Source organism: Staphylococcus sp. 510, from assembly GCF_057219715.1.
Window position 1 is genome coordinate 191,835 of record NZ_JBXVVK010000001.1, and the last position, 19,810, is coordinate 211,644.

Here is a 19,810-nt window from a genome sequence, read left to right on the forward strand (position 1 = left end):
AATAAACTCGCTAATGACAAATATGTCTAGTTAGCGAGTTTATGATAAAGTACTTCTAATCTTTTATTTTCTCTTTTTGCGAATTTGATATGAGGCATTCATTTTAATCAGCTCTGTTTTTAAAGTTTTCATTTGTCTATATCCCATAAAATGATATTTTCGAGCTTGCATATATTGATAACGCTCTGAAAAGTTCATTGGAACAACTGGATAATCATCTAATAAAGCTAAGTCAAAATCACTGATTTCATTAATTTGCTTAAAATAATCTATAATCATATCAAAATAGTCATCGAGTAAAGGTTTAGCTTCTGATGAATTTAACTTTTTTTGACTTGCTAATGTATCAAGTTGTTGTTCCAATTCCTCAAAGTCCTGTTTTTCAATCATTTATTTCACACTTCTTTCAAACTTGCTTTATATCGTTTCTGGCCTTCTCTACAATCATTGAATAAAGGACAAATATCACATTTAGGCTTACGAGCTAAGCAATGATATCTCCCAAAGAAAATGAGTTGATGGTGACTTTTGTTCCATCGTTCTTTAGGTATGACAGAGCAAAGTCTATCTTCAACTTGTCTCACATTATCTTTCCAACGGTTAATACCTAATCGTTTAGATACTCGTTCTACATGGGTATCGACAGCAAGTGAAGGTTCATTAAATGCAACACTCATGACTACGTTTGCAGTTTTACGTCCAACACCTGCTAAACTTTCTAACTCTTGATGTGTTTGTGGAATTTCACCATCAAACTTGTCTAATAATGACTGACATAATTTTTTGATATTTTTGGCTTTATTTCTATATAATCCAATTGATTTAATATCGTTTTGTAATTCCTCATCACTGACATTCAAATAGTCTTCGGGTGTTTTATATTTAGCAAATAATGATTTAGTTACTTTATTGACTAAGATATCCGTACATTGTGCTGATAAGAGCACGGCAATTGTGAGTTCGAATGCATTATCATGTCTTAATTCGCATTCTGCATCTGGGAACATATCTGCTATGACATCAATCATTTCTAATGATTTTTTCTTACTTATCATCTGATTTCTCTCCATTTAGCCAATCAAATTTAGGCACCTTTTTAACTGTATGTTTCATTTTAGGTTGATTAAATTGTTTACGAATTTCTTTTGAATCATCGATTGTTTTAACATTATTCTTCTTCCAATTTAATAATATACGATCCATATATTTAAAGCTTAACTTGTTCTGACTATTGGCTTCATCTAGTGCTGCTTGAATAATATCAATATCGTGTTGATCAACATCGATCCATTGATTTAATGTTTCAATTTCATAAGGTGATAAAGGTCTCGCAAAGGTTTGCTCAATCATTTGGAATAAAGTTTTAAACTTTTCTTTATCGCTTTGTACATTGGTAGTCATTGTTTCTTTTTTGAGTAATTGACTTAATTTCTCATAAAAAGGATCTAAATTCATGTATTCAGTGAAGCGACCTTCTTCATCTTTATTAACATTTAATTCTAAGAGTTCACGTTGAATTAAATTTTGAATAACTGCCGTTACTTCACGTGGTTGCATATTAGACCCTTTTTGTAATAATTCTATAGATGGTTGCTTGTTTGATGTTTCAGATGCATAGATGAGTTTAATTAATATAATTAAGTCTTGTTCATCTAATCCTAATTCACTATAATGATCAAGCAATTCTCGCCGAATAACGACAGGTCTCGTTTTTAATTGAAATTTATCCATCTTACCCCTCCCATCATTATTTGTATTTAAGAAATTATACAAGATACAGCTAATATAAAAATCTAGCCTGTGACATGATTTTATATCCCAGGCTTAGTAAGTGTAGTATCTATCTAAATTGAATTCATTCAATATTATGGGTATAAACGATTTAATAAACGTGGGAATGGTGACGTTTCACGCACGTGTTCTACACCAGAGATCCAAGCAACAGTACGTTCTAAACCAAGTCCAAAACCACTGTGAGGTACACTACCATAGCGGCGTAAATCTAGGTAATAACTATAGGCTTCTGGATCTAATTCGTGTTCATTAATACGTTGTTCTAGTAATTCTAAATCATTAATACGTTCAGAACCACCAATAATTTCACCGTAACCTTCTGGTGCAATTAAATCAGCACATAATACAGTATCTTCATTATCTGGATTTGGTTGCATATAGAATGGCTTAATTTTAGTTGGGTAATTTGTGATAAATACTGGTAAGTCATAATGATTTGCAATAGCTGTTTCATGTGGTGCACCGAAATCTTCGCCCCACTCGATATCATCGAAGCCTTCTTCTTTTAAGAACTTAACAGCATCATCATACGTTATTCTTGGGAATGGTGCTGCTACTTTTTCTAATTTAGAAGTGTCACGATCTAATGCTTTAAGCTCTAACTGACAATTTTTAAGTACTGATTGAACGACATGTGCAACATATTGTTCTTGTACTTCTAAGCTTTCTGCGTGTTCAGTAAATGCCATTTCTGGTTCAATCATCCAGAATTCAATTAAATGACGTCTTGTTTTTGATTTTTCAGCTCTGAAAGTTGGGCCAAATGAAAATACGCGACCATGTGCCATTGCTGCTGCTTCCATATATAATTGTCCACTTTGTGATAAGAAAGCATCTTCATCAAAATATTTTGTATGGAATAATTCACTCGTACCTTCTGGTGCACTTGCTGTTAAAATAGGTGGATCAATTTTAGTGAAACCATTTTCATTAAAGAACTCATATGTTGCTCTAATGATTTCATTTCTAATTTTCATCACGGCATGTTGTTTTTTAGAACGTAACCATAAGTGACGATGATCCATTAAGAACTCTGTACCATGGTTCTTTGGTGTGATTGGATAATCATGTGCTTCGTGAATGACTTCGATAGATTTTACTTGCATTTCATAACCTAAGTCTGAACGATTATCCTCTGTAATTGTACCTGTTACATATAAAGAAGACTCTTGTGTAATTTCTTTAGATAAGTTAAAAACGTCTTCGTCTACTTCAGATTTAACTACGACACCTTGCATAAATCCAGTTCCATCACGTAATTGTAAAAACGCAATTTTACCACTTGAACGTTTGTTAGTTAACCAAGCACCGATTGTCACTTCTTGGTTAAGATGTTGCTTTGCTTGTTTAATCGTTGTTTTCATAACCAGTCTCCTATTTTTATCTTTTTTCAATACCTGTTTATTTTAACAAAATATGTAGGTAACTTCTAGAACTTGAATTAAAAGTATGTGCATATACTCACGATTTAAATATGATATGAATTTAAAATGGTAATCACAGTGAAGCGTGATTACCATTTTGATTATTGATTGATGTCTTTATCAACTGTCTTTTGAATTTGCTTCAATAATTTACTAAATTGATTCAAATCACCCTTTTTCTGGCGATAATTTTCTAATGTTTGTTCAAAGAAACTTTTATAATTACTATTTACTAAGCGATCATCGAATGACACAATTAATCCTTTATCATTTTCATGTCGTATTAAACGACCTAACCCTTGTCTAAATCGGGTAACGGCATCAGGTAATACATAATCTTTGAAGGTAGATTCAAATTCTGAATCCATTAGCCAATATTTGGCATTGTTTTTATTCATAAATGGCAATTTAGCAATCATGACACATTTGATGCCATTTGCTTGAAAGTCAAATCCTTCAAAGAACGTAGAGGTACCTAGTAATATAGATTTATCAAAGTGATTAAATTGTTGAACGATTTTGTAATTTTGATTTTGTTGCTGTGTTAAGATGACATAATCCTCAAATTCTGGTAATTCATTTAACATATCTTGAACCATATGCATCATTTTATAGCTTGTAAATAATATGAGACATTTAGATTCGGTAGTGTTGGTATATTCTATAACATAATTGACAATGGATGCGACATAATCATCAATATTTTTATAGTTATAAGGAGCCACATCTGAAGGTATAAAAACATTCGTATTTTTAGTATTTTGAACTGATGTCGTGACTTCATACGTATTAAATTGAATATCCTTATTGAACCAATTTTTGAAGGAATCGAATGAATGATTGAATGTTAATGTACCTGAAATAAATGTTAAAGCATTAAATTTATCTAATACTTGTTGCGTCAAAATGTCTTTAACAGCGTAATCTTTAACGAATAAGCGTATAGTGGATTTCTGACTTAAGTTTTTAATAGAGATAAAGCTTGTATGATGATTTTTTAAACTTTGTTCTATTTGTCTAAAGCGTTCTTTTAGATATAGTAGCTGTTTACGCATTGTTTTAATCGTTTTATGACTCATACCATTAAAGACTTCTAATGTTTTATTAAGTTTGTTTATTAAAAGATGCAAGTCCTTCAGAATTTGGTCATTTTCAAATTCATAGACATAGTGATATTTATGAATATCGTCGTCATAAACGTCTGAGCTTTGTACGATATCATAAATATCGTCAAATAAACGTTCATTAAGATCATGTATGTCATTAATATTAGATTTCAAACCAAACACATCGATGGGTGCAATATCTAGTTTTTCTAAAATACGTTGTTGTTCTAAATGATCAATGGCTTTTAGAAGTTTTTCATTTTCGTTTTTACCAATTAAGCCCAACTGATATTTAATATCTGCATAGTTTAACTCATTAGTTACTTGATTAAGAGCATAATCTGGTAATCGATGTGCTTCATCAATGATACAATCATCAAACAATTGATATATAGAATTTTCAGCATCCGAATGGATTAGATGTGCATGGTTGGTAATACCAATTTGGATGTTCTGCGCATTACGTTTGAGATAATTATAGTAATGTATATCATGACGGACTGGCACATAGGTTTCAATCTTCTGATCGAAATACATTTTCTGTCCGCCTTTTAAATTCAATTCTTGAATATCACCTGTTTGTGTTTCAGTAATCCATATTAATAATTGCATTTTAAGAATACTAACTTCGTAATTATTCGTTTCTTCTTTTAGAATTTGGCTAATTAAGCCTAAAGAGATATAGTCATTTTTGCTCTTAATTAATGTAGCATTGACTTTAAAATCAAGTGCTTGATTGAGCGCTGGAATATCTTTTTCTAATAATTGACTTTGTAATAATTTGGTATTTGTTGAAATCATCACATGTCTACCAGTTTCAATATTATACATTAACGCTGCTAATAGATAAGCTAATGATTTACCGCTTCCAAGAGGCGCTTCTATCATTGCTTTTTCACTATGCATAAGTTGTTCTAATATGATTTCAGACAAATAGAGTTGTTGTGGTCGATAGGTTAAGCCTAATTGTTTTGTTGCTTTTTTATATAATGTTTTCAATGATCCGTTAAATTCTGTAACTGGTCCTTTTAAATCGACTTGCTTTTTATAGATGATTTGTTCGAATTGACCATATTGACTGTCTAACGCCACGTTATTATGTTGGCGTACCATTTCAAATAAAATGTGATATAAATCATATTTTAAGTCCTTACTTAAGTAATATAATTGTTTTAATGTATCTAATGGTAATTGTTCGAACTTTTCGAAGGCTTTAATCATGAGTTGAGCTGTAGTTGTCGCATCTTCATCAGCTCTATGTGCATTGTTTAAAGGAATATCATGCGCCTCAGCTAATTCGCTAAGTTGATAGCTTTTATCAGTTGGAAATGCAATTTTAAATAGCTCTAATGTATCCAACACACGTTTTGGACGGTATTTGATATTGCAATTTTTAAATGCCTTTTTAATGAAATTTAAATCAAAGGCGACATTATGTGCAACAAATACACATTCTTGTAATTGTTGATAAATATCATGGGCAATTTCTTTGAAATACGGTGCCTTTTCAAGCATTGTTTCTTCTATAGAAGTGAGTGCTTGAATAAACGGTGGTATATCCAAATCAGTTCTGATCATTGAATGATATGTACCTATTATTTTGTTTTGTCGAACGAATGTAATGCCAATTTGAATAATATCATCATAATCAAGTTGATTACCTGTTGTTTCCAAATCAACAACTGCATATGTTGCTATGCCCATAGCTATCTCTCCTAGTTAACTTTGTTATAATTCTATATCTGCACTGATTAACCTTCTAAGTTGCCCCTCATCATCTTTAACCATTAAAAATCCATCATGGTCGATATCTATTGCTTCGCCAATAAATTGTTTATCATTTTCAGTAAAGCGTAATGGTTTATTCCACATATTTGTTGCAGCGATATATTCTTCTCTGATCTCTTCAAATGGAACAGTCAAAAATTGTTGATAGCGGCGTTCAATATTTTGAGTTAATACATCTAGAAATTCATATCTATTAAAGTTATTTTCAGAATGAATTCGTATACTGGTTGCGCTATGTTGAATCTCTTCATCAAAATCAGAAACGTCATGATTCATATTAATGCCTATACCACATATAATTGCTTCAATAGCATCATAATTAGCAACCATCTCAGTTAAAAAACCACATACTTTTTTGCCATCTATGTATATATCGTTTGGCCATTTTATTGTTACATCATGCCTTGAAAATTGTTGTATCGCATCTCTTATACCTAATGCTATAAATAAATTGAATTTAGGAATCATCGCATATGGTACATCGGGACGTAGGACAATCGACATCCAAAGTCCTTTCCCTTTACTAGAACGCCAATATCTATTGAAACGTCCACGCCCTTTCGTTTGTTCATCGCTTAAAATAATAAATGAATCCTGGTTCCCTACTAGTGCTTGCTTTGCTTTGAGTTGTGTTGAATCTACTGTACTCATGACGTCAACATAGTCAAATATGTGACGTTGCTCAATAATTGGATTAACAATGCCACTGTACCATTGATCAGGTAATTGTTTCAGTAAATGCCCTTTATGATTAATAGATTCTATTTGACACCCGTTCATTTTTAATTGATCAATGACTTTTTTAACAGCTGCTCTTGAAATATTTAATTGATATGCAATATATTGACCTGAAATATATTCAGGTTGATGTTCATATAACATTCTAACGACATCTTGACTATATTTCGACATGTTTATCCACCCATTTCATTATTTCATCGTGTGTGTTAATAACTTGTTTCGTTATTACTGCACATTCTATTTGTCGTAAAACATCTTTTACCCAAGGTCCACCTCGTTGATTTAAATGTTGCATTAAATCACTACCATTCACTGCAAGTTGTTGTCGTTCATGTATTGGTAATTGATGATAACTTTCCATGATTGACTGTGGATTAATCATCAGTGGATTGGGTGTCTCAAATTGATTCTTAGAAAGTAGCGTACTAAGCTCAATTACAGTTAATATATCATTGATATCATAGTCGTATACCATCATTATTAAATCTTTTTTAGTGCTAATGGTTGGTAATTGACTAATAATGTTTGTTAGTTGTTTAATATGAGACTTCTCTTTATTACTTATTTTAAGTGGTGACAAAGATTGTTGTTCATCAAATTTTGAGTTAATCAATGCTATCCATGTATCAAAATGCATCGGTTCGTCAATGTTTAATAGATGCATTTCAAAATTTTGAAAATAAGGTATATAGTTAAACGCCTTTAATTGATTGAGATGATGATAACTCGTAGCAACATTTCGCCCAGAAATTAATTTTTTTAGCTCAACAATGATACGTTCAATTGATAAATATTTAATATCTTCAATTTGATTTGCCATAGCTTTAAATGTATGATTTTCAATTTTGAAATTAAGTTGTGATTGAAAACGCAATCCTCGTAATATGCGCAGTGCATCTTCTTCAAATCGTTCAGTAGGTTGTCCCACCGTTCTGATAATGCCATTTTTAATATCATCTTCGCCATTAAAATAATCAAATGTTTGATAATCTGTATCCATTGCAATGGCGTTGATGGTAAAATCACGACGTTGTACATCTTCATATAAATCTCGAACAAAATGTACGTCACTAGGTCGTCGATGATCAATATATTCTTCTTCTGCACGAAACGTAGTTACTTCATAATTTTCATGATTGTATACCACATTAATCGTTCCATGCTCTTTGCCAATAGGTATCGTATGATCGAATATGGACTCAATTTCATCTGGTGTGGCACTTGTAGTGATATCTATATCATGGATGGGACGTTGCATTAAGTAATCTCTAACAGAACCACCAACAAAATATGCTTGATACCCGTGCTGTTGTATTTGGTTTAAAATGGGTTTAGCACTCTCAAATAGTTCATTAGTCATGCAAGTCCTCACCTTTATTTAGCATTTTACGATAATAATATTCATATTGGTCAGTAATTAATTCTGAACCGAAACGCTGCTCAATGTCTAATAGCATTTGTGACTGAAATTGTTCATAAAGTTTGCGATCTTGTAACAGTTTAATAGCATATTGTGCTGCTTGTTCGCTATCCCCTACATCGACAATATAGCCTGTTTCACCATGTTTGATAACTTCTTTAATTCCGCCTGCGTTTGATCCTATAGGTACGACGCCTGTTTTCATTGCTTCTAACAGTGTTAAACCAAAACTTTCTTTTTCACTTAATAAGAGTACTAAATCGGACAATTGATAAAATGCGCTCACATTGTCTTGTTTCCCTAAAAATAAGACATGTTCTTCTACACCTAAATCTCGTGTCTTTTGACGCATATCAATAAGTTCAGGCCCATCACCTAAGAGAACTAATTTACTTGGTATTTTTTCATGAACTTTAGCAAACGTTTCAATTATGGTGTCGATACGTTTGACGGATCTAAAGTTAGAAACATGTATGAGTACCTTTTCATTGGGTGAAATACCATAATCTGTTTTAAATGTTTCATCATGTCGTGTAGGGAATTCATTTTCTCTTACAAAATTATAAATTGGAACAATTTCTTTGTCAGTATGAATAATTTCTTTTGTTTGTTCTGCTAAAGAATGACTCACACTTGTAACGATATCACTTTCTTCTATACCAAATTTAATGGCACCTTTTAATGAGTGATCATAGCCGAGTACAGTAATGTCTGTACCATGTAAGGTCGTCATCATTTTAATATCTTTACCTGACATATGCTTCGCTAAAATACCACAGATGGCATGAGGTACAGCATAGTGCATATGTAGAATATCTAAATCATATTCTTTAATAACTTCTGAAATTTTTGTGCTTAATGTAATATCATATGGTGGATATTGGAAAACGGCATATTGATTTACTTCGACTTGATGGAAAATCATATTTGGTAATGGTTTACGGATTCTAAATGGTATATTTGAAGTGATAAAATGGACTTCGTGTCCTCTTTCTGCCATTTTAATGCCTAACTCTGTAGCAATAATGCCTGAACCACCCATGGACGGGTAACAAGTAATACCTATTTTCATAAATAACCCATCCTTTCTTTATTATTTTTAACGATTTATTTTCTTTCAAAGCGATTATGATCTCGAGTATTAAATTTGTCCATTGTTTCATTAAAACTTTCTGTCATATCGATATCTAGAGAATTGGCAATACATAATAATACAAATAGATTATCGCCTAATTCTGCTTTAATGGTATTTTCTTCTTCTGTATCCTTCTTTTTCTTTTCACCATATTGATGGTTGATTTCTCTAGACAATTCTCCGACTTCCTCTGTTAGTCTAGCAAGATTAGCTAATGGAGAAAAATAACCTGCTTTAAATTGACTAATGTAGTCATCTACTTCTTTTTGCATTTGAGTCATTGATTTCAATTAACGTCTCTCCTTTGAATGCATTTCTAATATAGTATATATCAAAATAAAGTGATATGCATTCTTAGTGCAATCAAAGTGAGCGCTTGCTTTAAATAAAAAATGGTTGATATCATCATTTGGACGATATCAACCATTAGGTGTGTCTAAATTTAAGTCTGACGAGATTAATCACTTGATCTAGCGATTAAAATAATACGAGCTAATTCGGCTAATGCTACTGCAGTAGATGCAACATATGTCATTGCTGCAGCTGATAATACCTTCTTAGCGTGTTTGTACTCTTTCTCATTTACGATATTCAATGCTGTGATTTGTTTCATTGCACGTGAACTGGCGTCGAATTCGACTGGTAACGTCACAATTGAGAATAAAACAGCAAGTGACATTAAACCTGCACCAATCCATAATGCAGTAGATCCGAAGGCACTGCCTAATGCAGTTAACACGATACCTAACATAATAACCATATAACTTAGTGAACTACCTAAGTTTGCAACAGGTACCAATGCTGATCTGAATCTTAAGAAAACATAACCTTGTTGGTGTTGTATTGCGTGTCCACATTCATGGGCTGCAATAGCTGTACCAGCAACAGAAGGTCTATCGTAGTTTGCAGGAGATAAACAAACAACTTTTTTGTTTGGGTCATAGTGGTCTGTTAAGAAGCCATCACCTTTAACTACATCGACATCGTAAATGCCATTAGCATGTAAAATCTCTTCAGCTACTTCACGACCAGTTTTACCACTAGTGGATCTAACCTGTGAGTATTTTTCATAATTAGATTTAACTTTATGTTGTGCCCACATAGGGATGACCATTAATATTACAAAATAAATAATCATTGATATTAAAGACAATAAACTCACTCTCCTTTAATCATATTCTACTGTCAAATTGCACTTTAATCAAATGATTTAACTTTAATGATACGTTCTAAATACAAATATAAAAATAGTGAAATCATACTTAGACAAATAGATAATACTCCAATTTCTACAACATGGGAAGCAATAAACTTATAATAAGGAAATTGCATTTTTACGTAATCAATATAATCGTTCACTAACACCCAAATGAAAGAGACGATAAAACCTATTGTCGTAATATTAAAACGAGGATAAAAGTAAAAGGCTTGAAGTGCCATGATACTGTGAGATAACAATAACATAAGTCCATTTATAGTTATATCACCGTCAATGATAAACATAATGATATTCATAATCACTGCCCACACCCCATATTTAACTAGTGTGACAAAAGCGAGTGCTTGGATGATAGATGAAGATCGATTAAGTAAAAGTAAACCAATCGCAATTGATAAAAATAATGAAGCGGTTGGACTATCAGGCACAAACGGTAAAAAATATGTTGGAGTGATATAGAGTTGCCCACTATACCAATCGTAACCATAAATTGTCCCTAATACATTGCAAATCAATAAAAAAATTAAAAATGGACGATTGTACAACGAAATTTCCCAATATTGTTTAATTGTCATCATCAGAGTCTCCGTTATCACTATTCATTTGTTTCGTCTTTAGAACGTTCAGAATTTGAGTAAGCTGATAAAATCGTTCTTGTTCTTTCATTTGAAGACTTAAATCAATATTATCTTGTAGTCGCTCAATTAATGTTGCCTGTTTACGTTCATTTATCGAAATGGCATATAAATCTTGTACATATGATGAATAATTGGGTGAATGAATTAATTGTGCTAATATCAGATCATCTAAGCGACTTTCACGTTGTTGCTTATTTGAAAAATGCAATTGAATATCAAATGAAATTTCATTATTAGCTATTAATTCAAATATTTCATTCGTATTTACAAGTTGTAGTTGTTCACCATTAAATTGAATTGCAGAAGCATGTGATTCTACTTCTGCAATTTGTAAAGTTTGATGATGCGTGATACCTTCATCAACAAAGTGAATATATTGTAGTTTTTTAGGACTAGCTTTTAAATAATTTAATACCCAAACTGAGATACGAGATTTAAATTCATAATGAAATAAAAGATACTCGATAAAGCTTTGTTTCATTTTAGTTAGGGAGTTATTCATTCATTAATCACCCTTTTAAGACTGTAAGCGCATTGCTTCATCGTGCCATGTTTCATTGCTTGGATCCATTTCTAATAATTGATCTAGTATTGATTTAGCTGTATCTTTTTGACCGATTTCTAATAAATAGAAATAGTAGTCGCTTAAAAATTCAGATTGTGATTTAAGTGTAGGATAAGCCAATTCGAAGAAATGCTGTGCTTCTTTATCTCGTTCTTCTTGTCCATATGCATAGGCTAAATGCCACATAAATACTGGATCTAGGTCTTCTTCATCTACATAAGTTAATAATTCAATGATTGCTTCGTAGTCCTCTTCACTTCTATACAAATCACTTAAAATAAGTAATGGTTCATGGTAAGCATTATCTACTTCTAATGCTTGTTTTAATAAAGTAACACCTTCATTAGCATCGCCATGTTCAATTTCAAGACTGCCTGTTGATACCATTAATTCCTTATAAAATTGACTCAGTCGCAATCCTTCTTTACCAATTTCAATCGCATCTGGATAATTTTTTTCATTTTCGTATAAAGATTGTAAGTAGAAGTAGCCTTGTAAGAAATCAGGGTCTTTAGATAATAATGATTTCATAATCTTAATGGCTTCTTGTGTTATATCATTTTTTTCATATGCTATTGCCTTTTTGAAATAGTCTTCTGAATTCATTTCAGTTTCATTAATTTCATCATATAATCGAATCGCATCGCTGTAATTACCACTCTGTAAACTACAATCTGCTTGTCTTGAGAACAGATTGATACCATTGACTTCGTATTCACCAGTTTCGAGAACTGTTTCATATTCAGTAGTTGCACGAAGGTATTGTCCATCAAAATAAAGTAATTCTGCTAAAGCAAAATGTAAAATAGGATCGTTTGGTTCTAGCTGAATGGCTGACTGTATCTTGTCGATTGCGACTTCGAGCATGTTTATTTGTTGATATAAGTCTGCTTCAAGCATTAATTTTTCAGTAGATGCTTCAACTTGACTTAAATATTCTAACGCTTCATCAGTTTGATTCTCTGACATTAATCCTTCAATAAAGTAGATGAGTAGTTCGCTTTCGTCAGGATATCTATGATATAACGTTCTGAAAACTTCTAAACCTTGAGGTGTTAAGCCGAAATTATATAGCGTTTCACCTAATATGAATAGTGCGTCATCGTTATTAGAACTAAGCGCTTCATTCACACGTGTATCTAAATTTGTTAATTTTTGTAAATTGATATCGTCTATTAATTTGTAGATATCTTCCATTACTATTATCCCTCATTTTCTAAAAGCTTTAATTTTGGTAAGAAGCCTGGAAATGAAACATTGACTGCATCAAATTGTTCAATCGTTAAAGGTTCTGAGCTTAGTAACGATGCGATAGCTAACATCATACCGATACGGTGATCGGTTTGACTATCTACAGTCACACTTGTTTTAAATTCTGACGGATGAATAATAAGGCCATCATTTGTAGGTTGTAATTCGAAACCTAATTGATTTAACATGTCTGCTGTTGTATCGATACGATTGGTTTCTTTAACCTTCAACTCTTCAGCATCTTTAATAACGCTTGTACCAGATGCTTGTGTACATAATAATGCAATCACTGGCAACTCATCTATGGCTCTTGGTACGAGTTCTCCATGAATTTGTATTGGCTTTAAATTAGGTGTGTATTGAACTCTAATAGACGCAGTTGGCTCAGCTTCTTTAGTCACATTAGTTAATTCAATACGACCACCCATTTGTTGAACGATATCTATGATACCGGAACGTGTTGGGTTAATGCCAACATTATGAATTGTAACATCACTTCCAGGTGTTATTAAGGCTGCAACGATGAAAAAGGCTGCTGAAGAAATATCACCAGGTACATAGAAGTCATGTGGTTTGATATGTTTTACTGCTAAAGGCTCTGTGACAATCGTTTTACCATTTACAATAATAGGAATATTAAAATGATTAAACATTGTCTCTGTGTGGTTACGACTCACATCAATTTCAGTAATACTCGATGATTCATTTGAAAAAATGCTTGCGAATAAAATAGCACTTTTCACTTGAGCACTCGCTACTTCCATTGTATAAGTCATTCCTTTAATGTCAGAAGGCTTAATGATGAGTGGTGTATAGTTACCCTCTACACCACAAATATTGGCATTCATTTTCAATAAAGGATTGAGCACTCTATCCATGGGTCTTTTACCAATAGATACATCTCCAGATAGAACACTTTCGATACCAATACCGCTCAGTAGACCGGCTAATAAGCGTGTGGTAGTTCCTGAATTACCTGTATAGAGTACTTGGTGCGGTGTTTTAAAATGTTGGTAGCCAGGTGAATCGACGATTAATCTATCTTCTTCTTCAGTAATTGAAACACCTAAAAGTCTAAAAATGTTCATTGTTCTTTTACAATCTTCACCGAGTAAAGGTTTGTGAATTTGTGTTTGACCAGTAGCTAATGATGCGAGCATAATTGCTCGATGTGTCATTGATTTATCACCAGGTACTTCTATTTCGCCTTTTAAAGGACCATTAATTTGAATTGTTTCTGCAGTCGACATCATTTATTCACCTACTTAATTTTTGATTGAAGTTCTTTAAATGCAGCTAAATGTGTAGATTGATCAACGTGTTGAACGACTGCATTACCTAAAGATTTTAATAATACCATCTGAATACCATCATGATTATTCTTTTTATCTAATAGCATAAATTGATAAATATCATCGAAATGAAGTTCTTTAATGATTTGGATTGGATATGCTAAAGCATCTAAATAATTTAAGTAATGATCAATATCGTAGTTTGTTTTTAATAAATGATTTGCCACTATAAACTGATACACAATTCCAATCATAACTGCATGTCCATGTGGAATTTTATATTTATACTCTATTGCATGTCCAAAGGTATGTCCTAAATTTAAAAATTTACGAACACCTTGCTCTTTTTCATCATTAATTACAATATTAAGCTTCGTTTCAATCCCTTTATAAATAAAAGTTTCCATATCATTTAATGAGGCTAAAGCATCTTTATTTGAAAAATGTTGTTCTATCTTTCTAGTATCTGCTTCACCATTGAGTAAAGCATGTTTATAAACTTCCGCATAACCACTAAGTACTTCACTATAAGGTAAGGTTGTTAAAAAGTCTAAATCATATAAAACGGCACTAGGACGATAAAAGGCACCTATCAGATTTTTACCATGTTGAGAATTAATACCTACCTTACCTCCGATACTTGAATCGTGAGCTAATATAGTTGTAGGTACTTGTATAAATGCAACGCCTCTTAATAAGCTTGATGCAACGAATCCTGCAAAATCTCCTGTTGCTCCACCACCAATAGCTACAATTGATGTATTACGCGTAATTTGATGACTGAGTATGGATTCAATGATGTCATGGAAATGTGCAAATGTTTTTGTTTGTTCACCTGATGGTATGATTATTTTAGTAGCATGATTGGCTTGAATCAATTGGTCTAACTTGTTTTTAAATAATTGATATACAGTATCATCGATGATAAAAAATGATTGATCATATGATTGGTTGATTTCATTTAATAGATTGATTGCGCCATGTTCTACAATGATAGGATAGTTGTTGTTTGCGTATGTTGTGTTTAACTTCATATTTAATCACCTGAATTATACGAATTAGAATTCGATATTTAATTGTCTACGTTCTGCTATTTGTGCTTTAAGTTGGTCGATATGATTAGCTTGAAACTCTTCTAATAATGCTTTAGCAAGTTCGAATGCAACGACATGTTCACAAACAACACTTGCTGCAGGTACAGCACAACTATCAGATCTTTCAATAGTCGCTTTGAAATCTTCTTTGGTATTGATATCTACAGAGTTTAAAGGTTTATATAAAGTTGGTATTGGCTTCATCACACCATTGACAATAATTGGCATTCCATTAGACATACCACCTTCAAAACCACCTAAATGATTGGATGCTCTATAGTATCCTTTGGTTTCGTTATACATAATTTCATCTTGAATTTCACTGCCTGGTTTCTCAGCAGCTTTAAATCCTTCACCGAAACTTACACCTTTAAATGCATTGATACTTACAACGCCTTGAGCAATACGGCCATCTAATTTTCTATCATAGTGGACATAACTACCGATACCTACTGGCATATTTTCAGCCATAACTTGAACAACACCACCGATTGAGTCGCCTTCTTTTTTGGCTTGATCTATTTTATCTCTCATTTGTTGTGCGATATCTTCATTAATGACACGAACATCATTTTTATCAACATTAGATTTAAATGTTTCAACGTCATATAGCCCTTCGTCTTTAATACCACCAATTTCTACCACACGATTATAGATATGGATATCTAATTGCTCTAATAATATTTTAGAGACGGCGCCGACAGCTACACGAGCAGCTGTTTCTCTAGCTGATGAACGTTCTAAAACATTACGTAAATCACGATGGTTGTACTTCATACCTCCAATCAAGTCTGCATGACCTGGTCTAGGTTTAGTAATTGTACGTTTCATATTTTCTCTTTCTTCATCACTAATTGGCGCAGCACCCATAATTTTTCTCCAATGTGTAAAGTCATCGTTTGTAACAACAAGTGTGATGGGACTACCTAGGGTATAACCATTTCTTACACCTGAAACAATTTCAATTGCATCTTTTTCAATCTGCATGCGACGTCCTCTGCCGTATCCACCTTGTCTCTTAAACATCTCTTTATTAATATCTTCAGCTTTAATTTCTAAATTAGCTGGGACACCTTCAATAATTACTGTTAGTTGTGGGCCATGTGATTCACCGGAAGTTAAATATCTCATCAAAGCACACTCCTTTCCATTGAGTTCGTTTATAAATTATTATATTGGTTTAATCATATCATAATCAATAAATCAATATAAGTTTAGCAAACGATCGCTATATTTATTGATTTTAAAATATTTAAATTTCCATAAATATGATTGATTAATAGATTTAATCATTATAGAGTTTTAGCGTAAAAAGTCGAAGAAATAAAAAAAGTGATGTGTCATGGACACATCACTTTGGATAAAATGAATAACGTTTTATGTTTGATATTATTCGTACAACCAAGCGTCTCTAGGAGATTCGTAACTACTGATTTCTTCTTCTTTGAACCATAAGTTAATTTCTCTTTCTGCTGATTCAACAGAGTCAGAACCGTGGATGATATTTCTACCAACTGTTAAACCTAAATCTCCTCTAATTGAACCAGGAGCAGCCTCAGATGGATTTGTGCTTCCGATAATGTGACGAGATACTGCAACAGCATCTTCACCTTCAACAACCATTGCAAATACTGGTGCTGAAGTAATGAAAGAGATTAAATTATTGTAGAAAGGTTTTCCTTCATGCTCACCATAATGTTTTTCTGCCAATTCTTGTGGTACTTGCATTAACTTACCACCTACAAGTTTTAATCCTTTGTTTTCAATTCGAGAAATAATTTCTCCAATTAAATTTCTTTGTACTGCATCTGGTTTAATCATTAAAAATGTACGTTCCACTTGCGTAGTCCCCCTGTAATTTAATGTAACAAGTTTCTAGTGTATGTATAAGTTGACTTGTCCGGCTATTAATAACCTAGCTAACTATTATCATACCAATTATTTAAAACGCTTTCAAGTTGATTTACATGCTTTACACATTTCGAGAGCCCATTTTTTTAATTAACTTTTTAAATAATTGACGTGCTTGATTGTCTTCTAATTCATCAATTAAATTTAATGCTTTTTCTAAGTATTTTTCACTTATATCTTTAGATACTTGAATATTATTAGATTGACGAATGATATTGATACACGCTTCGAACTGTTCTTTATTACTATTTGGATGTAGTTCTTCAATCATTTGTCTAAATGCTGAATTATCTCTCATTTCAAGTAATACTGGTAAAGTGATATGTCCATTCATTAAATCACTACCAACAGGTTTACCTAGTTTCTTTTCAGTGCTCGTAAAATCGAGTATATCATCAACAATTTGGAAACTCATTCCAATGTAATGACCAATCATTTTTAACTTGTGAATGGTTTTAATATCAGAGCCAGCTGTGATTGCACCCACCTCGGTAGCAAGTTGAATTAATAGTGCAGTTTTACGGTTGATTCGTCGTAAATAGTTGGTCATTGTTTGTTGGCTATTGAATTGATCTTGGAATTGAAATAGCTCTCCTCGACAGACATCTACAATAGATTCTGATAAAATTTCATGAACACGTTTGTCCTTAATCTCTGATAAATGTTGTAGACCTAATGCTAGTAAAAAATTGCCTGTAATAATAGCTGTAGTTTGATCCCATTTTTTAGATATAGTTAAACGGCCTCTACGTTTATCACTTTTATCTATGACATCATCATGAACTAATGTTGCCATATGAATAAGTTCTAATGCGACGGCTACTTTGTATGTATCTTCAGAAACGCCTTCTTCTTTACCGAATTGGCTACTAAGTATAACAAAAGCGGGTCTTACACGTTTTCCCCCTGAAGATAGTAAATGAAAAGCAGCCTCTTCAAGTACTTTATCTTGACTATGGATAGCTTGTTCAAGACGCTTTTCAACTTTTTTTATTTCATTGTTCATGTTTAACTTTGCCACGTTAATCACCTTTGGTCTGATCATTTTTGTTTATAGCCAAGGTGCATTGCAGCAACGCCACCTGTGAAGCTACGTACTTTAATATTACTAAATCCTGCTTGTTCAAATAGTCGTTTTAATTTTTCTTTACCTGGGAAGTCAAAGGTTGATTGTTGTAACCATTCGTATTCTTCTTTAGATTTTGCGAATAACTTACCAAATATAGGCATTACAAATTTGAAATATAAACGATAAACTTGTTTGAATACTGGTAAAGTTGGTTGGCTAGTCTCTAAACAGACAATCATGCCACCTGGTTTTAGCACACGTTCCATCTCTTTGAGTGCACCTAAGTAGTCAGGTACATTTCTCAAACCAAACCCTATTGTCACATAATCAAATGATGCATCATCAAAAGGTAAATTCATTGCATCACCATGGACTAAATGAATGTTGTCCATATGAGCGGTCTTTTCTTTCCCAACTTCTAACATGTTTTCACTAAAATCTAATCCAGTCACCTCTCCTTGAGGTCCTACTGCTTTACTTAATGCGATTGTCCAATCGGCAGTACCACAACATACATCTAAAGCTGTACTACCTTTCTTTACTGCCATTTCTTTCATAACACGCTTTCTCCAAACTTTGTGTTGTTCGAAGCTAATGATATTATTCAATCTATCGTATTTTTTTGATATGTTTTGGAAAACTGTATGAACTTGTTCTTTTTTAGCATTATTTTCAGCCATCTTAATTACCTCTTCTTTTTTCTAGCGTTTGTTTGATGTCTTTCATTATTTGGTTAATACGTTCTTTATTATAGTTTTTTAAATATGATGGATAGTAATCATGTACATCATCATATAAAAATTCATATATACGATTAGCATTTTCTTCATCGCAAAAATGTGACAACGTAATATATGGGAATAAAGTTTCAACTTTAAATATGGCGTTACTAGCTTCATCATCAGTTAAAACATGTTGATGAAGTGATGATTTCAACTCACTTACTTCAACAATAGCTTTACTCATTGCAAGCTGATATGTTGGATCATTGATTTCAGCTAGAATAGTATAAAAATGTGCACTAAGTAGATCACCAACTAAAATTGAATGTTTTGATAACCCACTGTTAGATATATCATCTAAATGTTTCATTGAAGTGTCGATTGTGAGGCAAGCTAACTTAGCTTTTTCTGGTAAATCATATGAATCTAATAAATCCCCCAACTTCTCGTTGATTTGGATAGATTCATAATCAACAATACCCTTAAGTCTTTGATTGATATCTATATTTAATTTACTGACAGTAGTTTCCATGTTCACACCTCACGATATTATCACTATTTATATTAACATTATATATCAAAAAATTAAATGTTAGAGTACCTTTTTCTTACAAAGAAAGAAGTTAGGTACTCTAATGAAA

General features: G+C 32.4%; 20 protein-coding genes. All 20 read right to left on the reverse strand.

Annotated features, from left to right (window positions below):
* Positions 1-63 precede the first annotated feature (63 nt).
* The 20 genes from AC2D8K_RS00830 to AC2D8K_RS00925 all read right to left on the reverse strand — a co-directional run bounded on the left by AC2D8K_RS00830 (position 64) and on the right by AC2D8K_RS00925 (position 19,701).
* Positions 64-390, reverse strand: a complete 327-nt coding sequence (locus AC2D8K_RS00830; RefSeq protein WP_002451154.1) for a YpoC family protein — start codon at positions 388-390, stop codon at positions 64-66.
* Positions 391-395: 5 nt separating this feature from the next.
* Positions 396-1,055 (reverse strand): endonuclease III, encoded by a 660-nt coding sequence (gene nth / locus AC2D8K_RS00835; RefSeq protein ID WP_002451153.1) that lies wholly within the window; start codon positions 1,053-1,055, stop codon positions 396-398.
* Positions 1,045-1,731, reverse strand: a complete 687-nt coding sequence (locus tag AC2D8K_RS00840) for a DnaD domain-containing protein (protein ID WP_002451152.1) — start codon at positions 1,729-1,731, stop codon at positions 1,045-1,047. Before AC2D8K_RS00840 ends, nth begins: the two co-directional genes overlap by 11 nt.
* A 134-nt stretch (positions 1,732-1,865) precedes the next feature.
* Positions 1,866-3,158: an asparagine--tRNA ligase gene (asnS, locus tag AC2D8K_RS00845; RefSeq protein WP_002451151.1), complete on the reverse strand. Its 1,293-nt coding sequence runs from the start codon at positions 3,156-3,158 to the stop codon at positions 1,866-1,868.
* Between the two features lie 161 nt (positions 3,159-3,319).
* Positions 3,320-6,028 (reverse strand): helicase C-terminal domain-containing protein, encoded by a 2,709-nt coding sequence (locus AC2D8K_RS00850; protein WP_002451150.1) that lies wholly within the window; start codon positions 6,026-6,028, stop codon positions 3,320-3,322.
* Between the two features lie 24 nt (positions 6,029-6,052).
* Positions 6,053-7,024, reverse strand: a complete 972-nt coding sequence (locus tag AC2D8K_RS00855) for a biotin--[acetyl-CoA-carboxylase] ligase (RefSeq protein WP_002451149.1) — start codon at positions 7,022-7,024, stop codon at positions 6,053-6,055.
* The gene (locus AC2D8K_RS00860; protein WP_002451148.1) at positions 7,011-8,213 is read right to left on the reverse strand and encodes a CCA tRNA nucleotidyltransferase; all 1,203 of its coding nucleotides are present in this window, start codon (positions 8,211-8,213) and stop codon (positions 7,011-7,013) included. Before AC2D8K_RS00860 ends, AC2D8K_RS00855 begins: the two co-directional genes overlap by 14 nt.
* Positions 8,206-9,345, reverse strand: a complete 1,140-nt coding sequence (bshA, locus tag AC2D8K_RS00865; protein ID WP_002451147.1) for an N-acetyl-alpha-D-glucosaminyl L-malate synthase BshA — start codon at positions 9,343-9,345, stop codon at positions 8,206-8,208. Before bshA ends, AC2D8K_RS00860 begins: the two co-directional genes overlap by 8 nt.
* A gap of 35 nt (positions 9,346-9,380) precedes the next feature.
* On the reverse strand, positions 9,381-9,698 hold the full coding sequence (locus AC2D8K_RS00870) for a nucleotide pyrophosphohydrolase (RefSeq protein WP_002451146.1): 318 nt from the start codon (positions 9,696-9,698) through the stop codon (positions 9,381-9,383).
* 167 nt (positions 9,699-9,865) lie between these two features.
* Positions 9,866-10,561 carry a zinc metallopeptidase gene (locus AC2D8K_RS00875; protein ID WP_002451145.1) on the reverse strand — a complete coding sequence of 232 codons (696 nt, stop codon included), beginning with the start codon at positions 10,559-10,561 and terminating at the stop codon, positions 9,866-9,868.
* Positions 10,562-10,605: 44 nt separating this feature from the next.
* Entirely contained in the window at positions 10,606-11,202 is a 597-nt protein-coding gene (locus AC2D8K_RS00880; RefSeq protein WP_037552081.1) for a DUF1405 domain-containing protein, read from the reverse strand.
* On the reverse strand, positions 11,192-11,767 hold the full coding sequence (locus AC2D8K_RS00885; protein ID WP_002451142.1) for a YpiB family protein: 576 nt from the start codon (positions 11,765-11,767) through the stop codon (positions 11,192-11,194). Before AC2D8K_RS00885 ends, AC2D8K_RS00880 begins: the two co-directional genes overlap by 11 nt.
* Positions 11,768-11,782: 15 nt before the next feature.
* A complete protein-coding gene (locus tag AC2D8K_RS00890; RefSeq protein ID WP_002451141.1) occupies positions 11,783-13,027 on the reverse strand; it encodes a tetratricopeptide repeat protein in 1,245 nt (414 codons plus the stop codon).
* A gap of 5 nt (positions 13,028-13,032) precedes the next feature.
* Complete coding sequence (gene aroA / locus AC2D8K_RS00895; protein ID WP_037552079.1) at positions 13,033-14,331, reverse strand: 3-phosphoshikimate 1-carboxyvinyltransferase; 1,299 nt, start codon at positions 14,329-14,331, stop codon at positions 13,033-13,035.
* A gap of 11 nt (positions 14,332-14,342) precedes the next feature.
* A complete protein-coding gene (gene aroB, locus AC2D8K_RS00900; RefSeq protein ID WP_002451139.1) occupies positions 14,343-15,407 on the reverse strand; it encodes a 3-dehydroquinate synthase in 1,065 nt (354 codons plus the stop codon).
* A gap of 24 nt (positions 15,408-15,431) precedes the next feature.
* Positions 15,432-16,598, reverse strand: coding sequence for a chorismate synthase (gene aroC, locus AC2D8K_RS00905; RefSeq protein ID WP_484697830.1), 1,167 nt, complete (start codon positions 16,596-16,598; stop codon positions 15,432-15,434).
* 258 nt (positions 16,599-16,856) lie between these two features.
* Positions 16,857-17,306 carry a nucleoside-diphosphate kinase gene (gene ndk / locus AC2D8K_RS00910; RefSeq protein ID WP_002451137.1) on the reverse strand — a complete coding sequence of 150 codons (450 nt, stop codon included), beginning with the start codon at positions 17,304-17,306 and terminating at the stop codon, positions 16,857-16,859.
* Positions 17,307-17,439: 133 nt separating this feature from the next.
* Complete coding sequence (locus AC2D8K_RS00915; RefSeq protein WP_049425243.1) at positions 17,440-18,399, reverse strand: polyprenyl synthetase family protein; 960 nt, start codon at positions 18,397-18,399, stop codon at positions 17,440-17,442.
* 20 nt (positions 18,400-18,419) lie between these two features.
* Positions 18,420-19,127 carry a demethylmenaquinone methyltransferase gene (locus AC2D8K_RS00920; protein ID WP_002451135.1) on the reverse strand — a complete coding sequence of 236 codons (708 nt, stop codon included), beginning with the start codon at positions 19,125-19,127 and terminating at the stop codon, positions 18,420-18,422.
* Between the two features lies 1 nt (position 19,128).
* Entirely contained in the window at positions 19,129-19,701 is a 573-nt protein-coding gene (locus tag AC2D8K_RS00925; protein ID WP_002451134.1) for a hypothetical protein, read from the reverse strand.
* Positions 19,702-19,810 lie beyond the last annotated feature (109 nt).

What these genes read in the sequence shown, in the direction of transcription:
- nth (WP_002451153.1), bottom strand. Translation starts at nt 1,055, where the DNA reads ATGATAAGTAAGAAAAAATCATTAGAAATGATTGATGTCATAGCAGAT.
- asnS (WP_002451151.1), bottom strand. Translation starts at nt 3,158, where the DNA reads ATGAAAACAACGATTAAACAAGCAAAGCAACATCTTAACCAAGAAGTG.
- AC2D8K_RS00840 (WP_002451152.1), bottom strand. Translation starts at nt 1,731, where the DNA reads ATGGATAAATTTCAATTAAAAACGAGACCTGTCGTTATTCGGCGAGAA.
- AC2D8K_RS00830 (WP_002451154.1), bottom strand. Translation starts at nt 390, where the DNA reads ATGATTGAAAAACAGGACTTTGAGGAATTGGAACAACAACTTGATACA.
- AC2D8K_RS00890 (WP_002451141.1), bottom strand. Translation starts at nt 13,027, where the DNA reads ATGGAAGATATCTACAAATTAATAGACGATATCAATTTACAAAAATTA.
- AC2D8K_RS00860 (WP_002451148.1), bottom strand. Translation starts at nt 8,213, where the DNA reads ATGACTAATGAACTATTTGAGAGTGCTAAACCCATTTTAAACCAAATA.
- bshA (WP_002451147.1), bottom strand. Translation starts at nt 9,345, where the DNA reads ATGAAAATAGGTATTACTTGTTACCCGTCCATGGGTGGTTCAGGCATT.
- AC2D8K_RS00925 (WP_002451134.1), bottom strand. Translation starts at nt 19,701, where the DNA reads ATGGAAACTACTGTCAGTAAATTAAATATAGATATCAATCAAAGACTT.
- AC2D8K_RS00850 (WP_002451150.1), bottom strand. Translation starts at nt 6,028, where the DNA reads ATGGGCATAGCAACATATGCAGTTGTTGATTTGGAAACAACAGGTAAT.
- AC2D8K_RS00855 (WP_002451149.1), bottom strand. Translation starts at nt 7,024, where the DNA reads ATGTCGAAATATAGTCAAGATGTCGTTAGAATGTTATATGAACATCAA.
- aroA (WP_037552079.1), bottom strand. Translation starts at nt 14,331, where the DNA reads ATGTCGACTGCAGAAACAATTCAAATTAATGGTCCTTTAAAAGGCGAA.
- AC2D8K_RS00885 (WP_002451142.1), bottom strand. Translation starts at nt 11,767, where the DNA reads ATGAATAACTCCCTAACTAAAATGAAACAAAGCTTTATCGAGTATCTT.
- AC2D8K_RS00880 (WP_037552081.1), bottom strand. Translation starts at nt 11,202, where the DNA reads ATGACAATTAAACAATATTGGGAAATTTCGTTGTACAATCGTCCATTT.
- aroC (WP_484697830.1), bottom strand. Translation starts at nt 16,598, where the DNA reads ATGAGATATTTAACTTCCGGTGAATCACATGGCCCACAACTAACAGTA.
- AC2D8K_RS00920 (WP_002451135.1), bottom strand. Translation starts at nt 19,127, where the DNA reads ATGGCTGAAAATAATGCTAAAAAAGAACAAGTTCATACAGTTTTCCAA.
- aroB (WP_002451139.1), bottom strand. Translation starts at nt 15,407, where the DNA reads ATGAAGTTAAACACAACATACGCAAACAACAACTATCCTATCATTGTA.